The organism is Blautia sp. LMAG:36, from assembly GCF_008680535.1.
Taxonomy (GTDB): domain Bacteria; phylum Bacillota; class Clostridia; order Lachnospirales; family Lachnospiraceae; genus Blautia_A; species Blautia_A fusiformis.
The window spans coordinates 20,919-32,246 of sequence record NZ_NALB01000008.1 but is presented as its reverse complement, the minus strand read 5'-3'; the positions used below and the strand labels follow the sequence as shown (position 1 = coordinate 32,246).

General features: G+C 46.1%; 12 protein-coding genes and 5 pseudogenes. 11 read left to right on the top strand and 6 right to left on the bottom strand.

What is annotated here, in order from left to right; all coding sequences use genetic code 11:
* A pseudogene (locus tag CCC17_RS12370) lies at positions 1 to 845 on the bottom strand (MerR family transcriptional regulator); the annotation flags it as partial.
* 225 nt (positions 846 to 1,070) lie between these two features.
* Here CCC17_RS12370 and CCC17_RS12365 point away from each other — a divergent pair.
* Together CCC17_RS12365 and CCC17_RS12360 are read left to right on the top strand one after the other, a co-directional pair.
* Positions 1,071 to 1,874 (top strand): acyltransferase family protein, encoded by an 804-nt coding sequence (locus tag CCC17_RS12365; RefSeq protein WP_287083188.1) that lies wholly within the window; start codon positions 1,071 to 1,073, stop codon positions 1,872 to 1,874.
* 332 nt (positions 1,875 to 2,206) lie between these two features.
* Positions 2,207 to 2,956, top strand: a complete 750-nt coding sequence (locus CCC17_RS12360; RefSeq protein ID WP_287083187.1) for a hypothetical protein — start codon at positions 2,207 to 2,209, stop codon at positions 2,954 to 2,956.
* A gap of 68 nt (positions 2,957 to 3,024) precedes the next feature.
* Here CCC17_RS12360 and CCC17_RS15245 read toward each other — a convergent pair whose 3' ends face one another.
* The 3 genes and pseudogenes from CCC17_RS15245 to CCC17_RS15105 all read right to left on the bottom strand — a co-directional run bounded on the left by CCC17_RS15245 (position 3,025) and on the right by CCC17_RS15105 (position 5,280).
* On the bottom strand, positions 3,025 to 3,207 hold the full coding sequence (locus tag CCC17_RS15245) for a hypothetical protein (protein ID WP_442859778.1): 183 nt from the start codon (positions 3,205 to 3,207) through the stop codon (positions 3,025 to 3,027).
* A gap of 165 nt (positions 3,208 to 3,372) precedes the next feature.
* Positions 3,373 to 4,143 carry a sugar phosphate nucleotidyltransferase gene (locus CCC17_RS12355; protein WP_330577334.1) on the bottom strand — a complete coding sequence of 257 codons (771 nt, stop codon included), beginning with the start codon at positions 4,141 to 4,143 and terminating at the stop codon, positions 3,373 to 3,375.
* A 1-nt stretch (position 4,144) separates the two neighbouring features.
* Positions 4,145 to 5,280: pseudogene (locus tag CCC17_RS15105) on the bottom strand (glucose-1-phosphate adenylyltransferase).
* Between the two features lie 503 nt (positions 5,281 to 5,783).
* On the opposite strand from CCC17_RS15105, the gene CCC17_RS12345 reads away from it, so the two are divergent.
* The 8 genes from CCC17_RS12345 to CCC17_RS12310 all read left to right on the top strand — a co-directional run bounded on the left by CCC17_RS12345 (position 5,784) and on the right by CCC17_RS12310 (position 8,743).
* On the top strand, positions 5,784 to 6,155 hold the full coding sequence (locus CCC17_RS12345) for a DUF3786 domain-containing protein (RefSeq protein WP_287083186.1): 372 nt from the start codon (positions 5,784 to 5,786) through the stop codon (positions 6,153 to 6,155).
* A gap of 276 nt (positions 6,156 to 6,431) precedes the next feature.
* Complete coding sequence (locus CCC17_RS12340; protein ID WP_287083185.1) at positions 6,432 to 6,746, top strand: hypothetical protein; 315 nt, start codon at positions 6,432 to 6,434, stop codon at positions 6,744 to 6,746.
* A 120-nt stretch (positions 6,747 to 6,866) separates the two neighbouring features.
* The gene (locus CCC17_RS12335; RefSeq protein WP_287083184.1) at positions 6,867 to 7,016 is read left to right on the top strand and encodes a hypothetical protein; all 150 of its coding nucleotides are present in this window, start codon (positions 6,867 to 6,869) and stop codon (positions 7,014 to 7,016) included.
* Between the two features lie 264 nt (positions 7,017 to 7,280).
* Positions 7,281 to 7,427 carry a hypothetical protein gene (locus CCC17_RS12330; RefSeq protein WP_287083183.1) on the top strand — a complete coding sequence of 49 codons (147 nt, stop codon included), beginning with the start codon at positions 7,281 to 7,283 and terminating at the stop codon, positions 7,425 to 7,427.
* A gap of 37 nt (positions 7,428 to 7,464) precedes the next feature.
* A complete protein-coding gene (locus tag CCC17_RS12325) occupies positions 7,465 to 7,644 on the top strand; it encodes a hypothetical protein (RefSeq protein WP_287083182.1) in 180 nt (59 codons plus the stop codon).
* Complete coding sequence (locus CCC17_RS12320) at positions 7,644 to 8,012, top strand: diguanylate cyclase (RefSeq protein WP_330577331.1); 369 nt, start codon at positions 7,644 to 7,646, stop codon at positions 8,010 to 8,012. The genes CCC17_RS12325 and CCC17_RS12320 overlap by 1 nt, the downstream gene beginning before the upstream one ends.
* Before the next feature lie 34 nt (positions 8,013 to 8,046).
* Positions 8,047 to 8,241, top strand: coding sequence for a hypothetical protein (locus CCC17_RS12315; RefSeq protein ID WP_287083180.1), 195 nt, complete (start codon positions 8,047 to 8,049; stop codon positions 8,239 to 8,241).
* 223 nt (positions 8,242 to 8,464) lie between these two features.
* Positions 8,465 to 8,743, top strand: coding sequence for an EAL domain-containing protein (locus CCC17_RS12310; RefSeq protein ID WP_330577330.1), 279 nt, complete (start codon positions 8,465 to 8,467; stop codon positions 8,741 to 8,743).
* Positions 8,744 to 8,870: 127 nt separating this feature from the next.
* Here the strand turns inward: CCC17_RS12310 and CCC17_RS15100 are convergent.
* A pseudogene (locus CCC17_RS15100) lies at positions 8,871 to 9,663 on the bottom strand (ABC transporter permease).
* Positions 9,656 to 10,423: pseudogene (locus tag CCC17_RS15095) on the bottom strand (ABC transporter ATP-binding protein). The pseudogenes CCC17_RS15100 and CCC17_RS15095 overlap by 8 nt, the downstream one beginning before the upstream one ends.
* A gap of 129 nt (positions 10,424 to 10,552) precedes the next feature.
* On the opposite strand from CCC17_RS15095, the pseudogene CCC17_RS14875 reads away from it, so the two are divergent.
* Positions 10,553 to 11,218 (top strand): annotated as a pseudogene (locus CCC17_RS14875) (epoxyqueuosine reductase QueH).
* Positions 11,219 to 11,328 lie beyond the last annotated feature (110 nt).

Genomic DNA, 11,328 nt, shown 5'->3' with positions numbered 1-11,328 from the left:
ACTGCAGAGAAATCTTCCGCCGGGAGCGAGGACACGGCGGACTTCCTTCAGGACGGAGGGAATATCATCGCAGTAAAAAAGCACGTGATTGGCGATCACCAGATCAAAGCTTTCGTCCTTGCATGGGATTTTTCGCAGTCAAAGGCCCGGAATGCAAACCGGGTATCCGAGGAACCATGGCTCGTCTGGCATCGCGGAGCATACCGCTGGAAATATCGGAAAGTGTGATGGAGATATCCTCCGGCAGAAGGGAAGGTTGTCGGTCCATAACGTTCCGTCCCCGCAGCCCAGCTCCAGAATACGAAGACCGGGTGAGATCCGGCACTGCTCAAAGATCCAGGGAAACCATCCCTGTTTGTTCTGGGAGTACAGGCTGTGGAGGTTGATCCTGGAGGAAATGTTGGTGGCATTCTGATACTGATTCTTGAGGCTTTTTTCCATGCCGGTCAGGTGGATCAGGTTCAGCATCTGGCTCCAGTCAATGGTGTGCTGTTCCTTTATCATCTGTGCGGTATCCTGGATCGCTTTTTCCACCAGCTGCATCTGTTCGATCCGGTCACGGACCAGACGAAGCTGAATATTCAGAGAATTCAGCATGAAATGATAATCGGAATCACCGATGGTCATTTCCCGGATGTCATCCAGGGAAAAGCCCAGGTATTTCAGAAGGAGGATCTGCTGAAGCCTTGCAAAATCCTCGTCTGTATAAAAACGTGCGCCGGATTCGGTGACGAGAGAGGGTTTCAGGATATCCTGTTTATCATAATAGCGGACAGTACGCAGAGTTACGTGTGCCATGCGTGCAAATTCGCCGGAAAATAGTAGCCGTCTTTTTTATAAAAAATAGAATCCTTTCTGAGGAAATAACAAACATCCTGTCATAGAAGTCATAAAAGAATTATAATTCAGATCCGGAAGCCGTACAAGAGTAAAACGTATAAGAGCAAACCGTACAGGAGAAAAACAGCATTGACAAAATTCTGCTGGTTTGTTAGTATATCGTTTCGAAAAAAGGAACCCCGGAATCATATTTCCGGGATAAGCGTTCGATATAAAAAGGAGTAATTTTTATGCGAAACCGTACTCTGGATATGGTAAAGGCGATCTGTGCTTATGCAGTTGTGCTTCTTCACGTCCATTTTCCGGGAAATGCCGGAATCATAGCCAATGTACTTGCTAGATTTGCAGTACCTGTGTTTTTTATGGTATCCGGATATTTTTGTTTCCGTGGCGATGATACGGAATTTATAAGAACCGGAAAAAAGATCCGGCATGTTCTGAAGCTGATGCTTGTGGCATTTCCGGTCTGCTGTCTGTGGGAGCTGATCCAGAATTACATCGACGGAGCAAGCCAGAAGGAATGGCTGGAAGCCCTGGTTTCGGGGGAACATATCCGCCAGTTTCTTCTATATAATAACAGCTCTCAGGTGAAATGGCATCTGTGGTTTCTCCCGGCACTGCTCTATTGTTATCTTCTTTTTGCCTTGGCAGCAAGATTCCGGATTTGTAAGCAGGCATATGTTCTGATACCGGTGCTTCTTCTGATCCATTTCGGAATGGAGGAATTTTCGACCTTCCTGTTCCCGGAAAAGCATTTCCGTGTTATGCAATTTCGAAACTATCTGTTTACCGGATTTCCGTTTTTTATGTTGGGACATCTGATACACAGACATCAGGAAAAGCTGGAAGCCTGGTTTGCCGGAAAAAAAGTGCTTCTTTTGTATGGCATGGTAGCTGGCGGCGGGATTGCAAGTCTGCTGGAATACCGGTATTTTGGCAAACTGGAATTGTTTCTGGGGTCAGTATTTATGGCTGTTGGCCTTTTTCTCATTGCGATCATGGGAAAGAATCGGAAAGTGCCGAGCTTCCGGTAGCCATCGGTCAGAAATATGCATTTTTTATTTATCTGTTCCATCTCTGTGTGGCGGATATCCTGAAGGATGTGGCTGTGGCAGCTGGAATTGAGAAAAATCTTTTATATCTGTGGATGAGACCGGTGATTGGTTCTTGTGACTGCTGTGCGGTAATGTATGGATATGGAATGAGATCTGTCGGAAATAGAAGAGTTTATGTTTTTATATTTATGCGCTGTGATTTTGTACCAAAATATGCTAAAATATCCTTTATTGATAAGTCACAGCACCCACCCGGAGGATGCGGGGAAAGCGACTGGAATATCCCGCTTCAGGGTAAAAAATACTGAGACATGAAAGACAAAGGAGAGTTTTATGGATTTACAAAACAGAGCGGAGGCCGGCATGACGGACACGATGAGAGTGTACTGAATCCGGAGATGCCCAACGAAACTGATCTTACGAAGAAGGAACGCCGCCGGATCGAAAGAGAGAAACTGAAGGGAATGGGAACAGGTAAGAAGATTCAGTATATCTGGATGTATTATAAGATACATATGCTGTGCGTGCTTCTTGCCATTGGCGGAGTCTGTCTGGGAGTGAATATTTATCGTCACGCACAGATGAAGACGGTGCTTTCCATTGCGGTGGTGAATGCAGGGAATTATGACTCTGAGAAGGTGGAAGAGGATGTTTTGAAGACACTGGGAACAGAGGATAAATATGCAGAAGTCAGTGTGGCGCAGAATCTGATGACGGACGAGACAGGAGAGGATTTTGATTACTATGCCAGGATCGCATATGTGACGGAAATCCAGAGTGCTACCGTTGATGTCCTGATCATGCCGAAGGAACTCTATGAACATGAGAAAGATAGCGGAATGTATGCAAATCTCAGGGAAACGTTTGGAGATGAGGTGTTTGAGTCTCTGGGCGCTGTGGATGATCAGCATCTGGAGCTTGACGGCAGTAGTAGTGTTGCTCAGGAATTTGGCCTGAGATATGATCCGGTGTGTATCTGCCTTCCGGGTAACGTGAAGAATAAGGATAATGCGTTTGAAATGGATCCAGTCTGTTCTGAAATGATGGATCCATATGCTTAGCTGAGTACAGAGATAAATAAGGCCTCCGTTCGTAACACAGGAACCGGAGGCCTTATTATATATGAATATTACAGTGTATCGTTACGTTTGATGTAGCCAGGCTCATCCGCAGGACGGATGATCTCCTTGGCATGCGTGATCTTGGCATGCTTGTCTACCACCAGATTTTCGATATGGACATTCTCACCGATGGTGCAGTCTGCAAGAACTACACAGTTCTTGATAAGCGCCCTTTTTGATGGTACAGCCACGTCCGACAATGGAATTTTCTACAGTTCCCTCGATCATGGAGCCGTTGGAGATAACGGAGTTGGAAACATTGGCTGTGTCAAAATAATGGGTCGGACAGGAGTTGTTGGTGCGTGTATAGATCGGCCAGTTATCATGGAAAAGATCGGTTGCAGTTTTGTAGTCGATCAGATCCATATTTGCATCGTGATAGCTCTTGAAATCAGTGATCGATGCAAAATATCCGCGATGAGATATACCACGACATCCAGCTCACCGTCTCTGCAGCCGGCATTGATCACGTCTGCAAGGGTATAAAGAGAGGAGATCTCTTTTGCCTTATGGATGAGGCTGATGAAAAGCTCCTTGCTCATTACGTAGGTATCCATGAAAATGTTGCGGTTCTTTGCATTGCCGTGGTTGTGCTCAATGGAGAGAACACCCTTCTGACGGTTCAGGTTCAGGATGTGGCAGTTCAGATAGTTCTCCTTGGCATTATCAACGGAATGATAAAGCATGGTCACATCTGCACCGGATTCGATATGGGCATCGATCAGCTTGGAATAGTCGGTGGTGTAGATCATGTAATTCGGAGCGATAACAACATACGGATAATGAACTGCTTCGATGCACTCCAGATTGGAGTAGTAGTTGTCGATATCGGTGTTATAGATATCGTTGACTCCGGAATGCTCTGAAAAGAGGAGTTGGAGATTACCGCTCTTGGAGTTGATGTTGTAGTGACGTCCGGTTCCGAGATGTTCTACAAGAGAACGGGGTTTGTTCTTTACATAGACCTGAATGTACTCAATTCCGCTGTTGGTCATATTTGAGATCGGGAAGTCGATGACACGATATCTTCCGAGAAATGAAAAGGCGCCGATCGCACGGTAGTCCTGAAGCCCCTCCACATGGATATTTCTTTCTGAGGAATTCACGATTCCAAATGCTTTAAACATATTACTCAGCCCCCTTTACACGTTTTGATACAAGTTCGATGTGCTCACTGTCCTTGGAACCGACACGAGCATTGGTACCGATCACGATTCCGTCTGCAACGAGAGCACGCTGGACAACGGCACCTGCTTCAACAACAACACCCGGCATCAGGACACTGTCGATGATCTTGGCACCAGGACCGACCTTGACGCCTGTGAAAAGTACGGAGTTGGTGATCTCACCTTCTACAACCAGCCCTGAGTGATGAAAGCAGTGTTGATCACAGCTGTATCACAGATATACTGTGGAAGAGAGGTAGCATCCTCAGTGTAGATTTTCCAGGTAGGATCGTTAAGATCCAGTTCACTGTTTGGACTGAGAAGATCCATGTTTGCTTCCCAGAGGGAATCGATGGTTCCTACATCCTTCCAGTAGCCTTTGAACTTGTAGGCGTAGAGTGCTTTGTCCTGTGCAAGGAGTGTAGGGATGATGTCTTTACCGAAATGTGGTTGGAATCCGGATTCTTGATATCTGCCAGCAGGAGCTTGCGCAGAACTTCCAGTTGAATATGTAGATACCCATGGAGGCAAGATTGCTCTTCGGGTGTTCCGGTTTCTCCTCAAATTCCACGATGCGGTCATCTTCACCGGTGTTCATGATACCGAAACGGCTGGCTTCCTTCATGGGAACCTCGATAACTGCAATAGTCGCATCTGCCTTATGCTGGATATGGTCATCAAGCATCTTTGCATAATTCATCTTATAGATATGGTCACCGGAAAGGATCAGAAGGTATTCCGGGTTCTGTGAGTCGATGAAATCAATATTCTGAGAGATCGCATCAGCTGTTCCACGGTATACATCCAGACCGGCATCAGCCTTCTCACGTGGAGGAAGTACATAAACTCCGCTGTCCTTGGCATCAAGTCCCAGCGGCCACCGGCTGCTACATAGCTGTTCAGTAAAACTGATTCATACTGTGTCAGTACACCTACGACATCAATGCCGCTGTTGGCACAGTTACTGAGCGGAAAATCCACGATACGGTATTTACCGCCATAACCAACGGCTGGCTTGGCAACTTTATTCGTCAACTCGTGAAGACGACTTCCTCTTCCACCGGCCAGGATCATTGCTAACATACTGTTTTGTTTCATGGCGAATCCTCACTTTCATTTCTTGTTTACTGCCAGGTGTCTTTAACCATAAAAACAATAAACTTTGTTAATATTATACACCTTTTAAAAAGAAAATCCAGTTTTTTGTGCAAAAAACGTTATTTTTATATTGGGAAATTAGACGGATTTGGAAATTGATGGATGATCTGTCGAAAAAAAGAAACGCTTAAGAAGGTTCCGGGATGCTGAAAAACAGTAACACTGAAAATAGCCGGATTTCGGATACATCGGCGAAGATTCTTGCGGAAAATGTGAAGCAGTGTATTCTGTAAAAAAGTCCGGAATACAGCGGAGAAAGGATATCAATATCAGACAGGGAGAAGACAGGATGAAAGAAGAAGAATTTCCAACTATGTAAAACTATGTGAAGAGTGGGCACAACGCTTTTTGAAGATGGATAGCAGATCTGCATAAACGGGTGCCGGAACTGAAGGAAAGAAAACGGGTTTCTCACGATCATTCATTTCGGAAGAAGATATGGGGTGAGTCTGGAAGACGGCAGCATCCGGAGCCTGGATGGACAGAGAGAACCGGATACTACGGAGATGCTGAATATTTATACGCTTCTGGGGTATGCGAAAGAGGGCTTTATTATGGATAAGTGGGTCCCTTTTGCAGATCTCAGGAATGCAAGACCGTTTGCGCCGGCGTATCAGATCGGAGAGACGGATGTGTTCAGTGCTACATTTTCCGGCCATGAAAAGGAATTGAGGGAGGCGTTTCAGAAACTTGACGGCAGGGAACTGCCCCAGGGTGATGTGGGATATGAGATCAGGGCCTTTGACTGTATGCCTATGAGATTCTTTTTCTGGGAACGGGACGAGGAGTTTGAGCACAGGGAATATCCTGTTTGATTACAGTGCCACAGATTTCAATCATGTGGAGAGTGCGGTATCCATAGCAGATTCCGGAATCAAAAGGCTTGCGGAGCTTGCCGGGGTTCCGCTCAGGGGGAATCTTTTCAGATGCGCTGATAACCGAAATATAATAAAACCAATATGAAAATAAATAATACGAAAGATAATTGCAGTTATCAGAAAAATGTATATAATGAAGGATATTTAAGGATTTTGAGACAGTAACTGTCACGAAGGATCTATGAGAAATTTACGAATCCGGAGGTGATGCTCGTGGGGAAAAATGCATCGGGAATGTATGTCATAGATGAGGATTATAAGATTATCAGCTATAACCTGGCAGCACGTGAGATCTATCCGCAGCTGAAGAGGGGCGAGAAATGCTATCACTGTCTGAGAAACAGAGAAACTCCCTGTGAGATCTGTCCGGTCGTTAACGGGATCAAAGGTCCGAAGAATATCTGGAACCGGGACGGAATATCCTGCGTTCGGTTGATGCTGTGGAGATTCCGCTGGAATCCGGCGGGACAGGACATGCCCTTGTTTTTTCGGATACAGAGACGAATGATGAGATCAGCAGCGGAATGATGGAGAATCCGATTCTATGGGGATCATTAATGTTCTCGGAAAAAATTTTATCAATATCTACTCTGTTGACAGAGAGACTCATAAGGTCCAGTATGCGCTTCCAGGGGCAGAGTGGAGCTTATGGGAGGAGGGACTTCGCAGGATGAATCCTATGAGAAGATCATGGATATTTATATTGAGAGCAGTGTTGCGGCAGAGGACAGGATCCGGATGCATCAGATGATGGATTTGAGAAGATATGCCAACGTCTTACAAGGATTCCCCAGTTGATGGTACATTATCGTGTACGCCGAAGCAACGGGAGGATTTGAATATTCTATGTGAATGTGCCAGGTAGGAACGGCTGAGGATTTTCAGCCGTGGTGTTTGCTTTTGCCAATGAGGATATGGATGTACGGTTACAGTGAGATGGAGGCCTACTGGAACCAGGAGGAACAGCATCCGGAAGAAAACTTCTTATTGTAGTGAATGACGAGACGGGATCGGAAAGCGCTTACAGAACATCTGGAGGGCAGTTTTGAGGTTATCACTGCGATGAATGAAGCAGAGGGGATGAAGCGTCTGTCTGAGAATTACAAAACCCTTTCTGCAATTCTTCTTGATATGAGTGTGCCGGTATGTGATGAATTTCAGTTTCTGGAGCTGATCCGTGATGATGTGATGCTGACTCTGTGCCTGTGATCATCATAACCGGAAGTAACCGTTGAGGATAGGTGCGATGTCTGGAACTGGAGCAGTGGATTTTGTACGGAAACCGTATAATGTCCGTATATTAAAAAGTAAGATCAACAATGTGATCAAGCTGAGAGAGCCCGTGATGGTACTCTCAGCTCTGGAATATGATGATCTTACAGGGCTTTATATCAGACAGGCCTTTTTCCATCATGCAAAACGCTGATGCGCTTTAATACGAATCAGGATTTTCATGTGGTGGTGGCAGATATAAAGAACTTTAAATGGATCAACGGAACCTATGGAGAGAAGACCGGTGATCAGGTTCTTACCTATCTGGGAGATACGTATAGAAATCAGGTTCGCTACGGGACGGTGGGCAGATATGGAGGAGACCAGTTTGTAGCCATCATATATGGAAAGAAAGAGATCCGTATGGCAGATATGGAGAAATTTATCCACAGAGTCGAGAGCGGAGCGCCGATTCCTAATCTGGTGGTCAACTATGGGGTTTATGAGAATGTGGATAAGACACTGCCTTTTACCCTGATCTGTGACAGGGCTTTTCTGGCCATGAAGAGTATCCGGGAATGACTATGAGCACCAGATCGCTTTTTATGATGATGAGATGAGACAGAGGCATATCCGTAACGGACAGATGGAGAATGCTTTCGTGGAGGCTATACGCAATGAAGAATTCGTAGTCTACCTGCAGACCGAATACAGTGTGGAGACAGAAGAATCGTTGGGGCGGAGGCCTGGTGCGCTGGAAGAGAGCGGAAGGAACTATGGTTTCGCCGGGGAGAATTTATCCCTCTTTTGAGAAGGATGGTCTGATCGTACGCCTTGATGAATATGTTTTCCCGAAAGGTATGCAGCATCCAGGGGGAACGTATAAGATCAGGGAAAAAGATACTTCCGATTTCGGTGAATCTGTCACGTGCCAGTATCCATTACGATAATATGATCTGTCGTTATGTGAAGATCGTGGAAGAAAATGGCATTCCGTTTTCTTCTGTTCCCATTGAATTGACAGAAACTGCTCGTTGTATAATGATCGGATTAGTAAGCTCATAGAGAAGATGGTGGATGCAGGATTCGAGCTGCATATGGATGATTTTGGCTCCGGCTATTCATCTATGACAAGCCTGAACCAGCTGCCATTCGATACTCTGAAGCTGGATAAAAGTCTGATCGATTACATAGAGAATTTTCGTGGGCAGCAGGTAATCCGTCATACCATTTCGCTGGCACACAGCCTTGGAATGAAGGTTCTTGCCGAGGGCGTGGAGAAGCAAAACAGGTGGAGATCCTGCGAAGCCTGAGCTGCGATGAGATCCAGGGCTTTTATTATGCACGGCCTTTGCCGTGGGAAAACTTTGAAACAAAGGTTATAAGAGCAAAAGAGGCGTGTAAAAAATGAGAGATCATTTTTACACGCCCTTTTTACAGCTAATGTTTCCGGACCTGTTTTTCAATAAGATAAAGTGCAAAATACAGCAGCATGGCAATGATGCAGAGGATCACAATGGACATCAGGACCCATGTAAGTCTGAATGTCTGGCTTCCGTAAATGATCAGGTATCCCAGGCCTTTTCGGGCACCGATAAATTCTCCGATGATCACGCCACCAGGCAAAGCCCGATGTTGACCTTCATCACACTCAGGATAAGAGGAATGGAGGAGGGGCAGGACGATCTTCAGAAGCTTTTCCTTTTGTGTCCCCCCAGAGTTTCGATCAGCTTCAGCTTTTCCGGATCTGCCTGGCAGAAGCCGGAGTACAGATTGATAACGGAACCGAAGATGGCTACAGACATGCCGGCGACCACAATGGTACGTTCGTTGGCACCAAGCCATACGATCAGAAGAGGGGCCAGAGCAGATTTCGGGAGACTGTTCAGTACCACCAGCATGGCTCCAGGATCCGTGCGATCCGTCGGGAGCACCAGAGAAGTACTGCGGTTCCTACGCCCAGGATCACAACAAAAAAGAAACTGACAAGAGTTTCTGCCAGTGTCACGGCAATATGTGCAAACAGGGACTGATCCCTGCACATGGAAAGAAAGGTCTCTGCGATCAGGGAAGGACTGCTGAAGATAAAGGAATCGATCCATCCAAGATCAGAGGATATTTCCCAAAGTCCCATAAACAGAACAAAAAGAAGTGTTCGTGCAGCCAGGATAATGTGTTTTTCTTTTTTCTGCCGTGCAAGATATTGTTTCTGCTGTTTGGAAATTTCAGGCATTTTCATTGAGCTCCTTCCATATGATGTTAAAATATTTCTTAAAATCCGGAGCATTTCTGGAGGAGAGGGAGTGCGGTCGCTGATATCCAGATCGATATCAATGATCTTTCGTACAGTGGCAGGACGTGCAGAAAGGATCAGTACCCGGTCGGCCATACTGATGGCTTCGGAGATGTCATGAGTGACCAGGATCGCAGGCTTGCCGGAGCTTTTGAGGATTTTTCCGATATCATCACTGACATTTAAGCGTGTCTGGTAATCCAGAGCGGAAAATGGTTCGTCCAGAAGAAGGAGCTCCGGTTCCAGCACCAGGGTCCGGATCAGAGCGGCACGTTGGCGCATTCCGCCGGAAAGCTGGGAAGGGCGGGCATCACGGAAACGGTCCAGACCGTAGGTCTGAAGAAGGGCTTCTGCATGTGCCAACTTTTCAGGTGTGAGCTCTTTCCGGATCTCCAGGCCGAGAAGGATGTTTTTGTAGATGCTCCGCCATTCCAGAAGATGATCCTTCTGGAGCATATATCCTACAGCGGCACTGCCGGAGGATACCGGACGGTCTCCCAGAGTAATGGAACCGTGCTCCGGAGTGAGCAGGCCGGCAATGAGATTCAGAAGAGTGGATTTTCCGCATCCGGAAGGTCCTACAATGGACAGGAATTCACCGGGGCATCAGGTCAAAGGATATATGAGAAAGGGCGGGTGTCTCACCGGACAATGTGTGATAGGAGAGACACACGTCCCGCACTTTCAGGACAGGATTCATGGATGTTGCCTCCTTTTCGTAGATAATGATATAATATTATCATATGTCTGAAACATGAGAAGGCCAATGGCAGAGATGCATACTTTGATGTCTGCCTGAAAACAGTCATAGAGAAAGGAATTACAAACATTGAACAAGAGAAACTACCAGAAAGAACTGGATAAACTGATTGAAAGAAACCAGAAAGAAGGGAAAATCCCCAGACTTTTTCTGCATGCCTGCTGTGCGCCATGCAGCAGCTATGTGATGGAATATCTGTCGCAGTATTTTGAGATCACGATATTTTTTTATAATCCCAATATCGCACCGGTGGGGAATATTCACACCGTGTGGCTGAGATCCGCCGCCTGATCGGGGAGATGGAATTTGTCCATCCGGTAACTCTTATGGAGGGCCGGTATGACCCGAAGGAATTTTATGAGATGGCAAAAGGCCTGGAAGATGTTCCAGGAAGGAGGAGAGAGGTGCTTTCGGTGTTACCGCCTGCGGATGGAAGAGGCGGCAAAGCTGGCGAAGGAGGGCGGATATGATTATTTCACCACAACATTAAGTATCAGTCCGCTGAAAAATGCACAGAAGATCAATGAGATTGGCGAGGAGCTGGCAGAAATCTATAAAGTGCCACATCTGACTTCAGATTTTAAGAAAAAGAATGGCTACAAGCGTTCCATTGAGCTGTCTCATGAGCATGCTCTGTACCGGCAGAATTACTGCGGCTGTGTATTTTCAAAGAAAGAAGCCATGGACAGAGAACGGCTGGTTACTGAGAACCGAGTGAACAGTAACAACGGCTGAAGACAGCAAACGTATAATTATGAAAAACTTTGCATTTTTATAAAAATATGTTACACTAACACAGAAAAGTGCAGACGTCCGGGAGACGGAGCTCGTGTATGTCCGGAGAA

What these genes read in the sequence shown, in the direction of transcription:
- CCC17_RS12365 (WP_287083188.1), top strand. Translation starts at nt 1,071, where the DNA reads ATGCGAAACCGTACTCTGGATATGGTAAAGGCGATCTGTGCTTATGCA.
- CCC17_RS12360 (WP_287083187.1), top strand. Translation starts at nt 2,207, where the DNA reads ATGAAAGACAAAGGAGAGTTTTATGGATTTACAAAACAGAGCGGAGGC.
- CCC17_RS12355 (WP_330577334.1), bottom strand. Translation starts at nt 4,143, where the DNA reads ATGTTTAAAGCATTTGGAATCGTGAATTCCTCAGAAAGAAATATCCAT.
- CCC17_RS12335 (WP_287083184.1), top strand. Translation starts at nt 6,867, where the DNA reads ATGGGAGGAGGGACTTCGCAGGATGAATCCTATGAGAAGATCATGGAT.
- CCC17_RS12330 (WP_287083183.1), top strand. Translation starts at nt 7,281, where the DNA reads ATGAATGAAGCAGAGGGGATGAAGCGTCTGTCTGAGAATTACAAAACC.
- CCC17_RS12325 (WP_287083182.1), top strand. Translation starts at nt 7,465, where the DNA reads ATGTCTGGAACTGGAGCAGTGGATTTTGTACGGAAACCGTATAATGTC.
- CCC17_RS12320 (WP_330577331.1), top strand. Translation starts at nt 7,644, where the DNA reads ATGCGCTTTAATACGAATCAGGATTTTCATGTGGTGGTGGCAGATATA.
- CCC17_RS12315 (WP_287083180.1), top strand. Translation starts at nt 8,047, where the DNA reads ATGAGACAGAGGCATATCCGTAACGGACAGATGGAGAATGCTTTCGTG.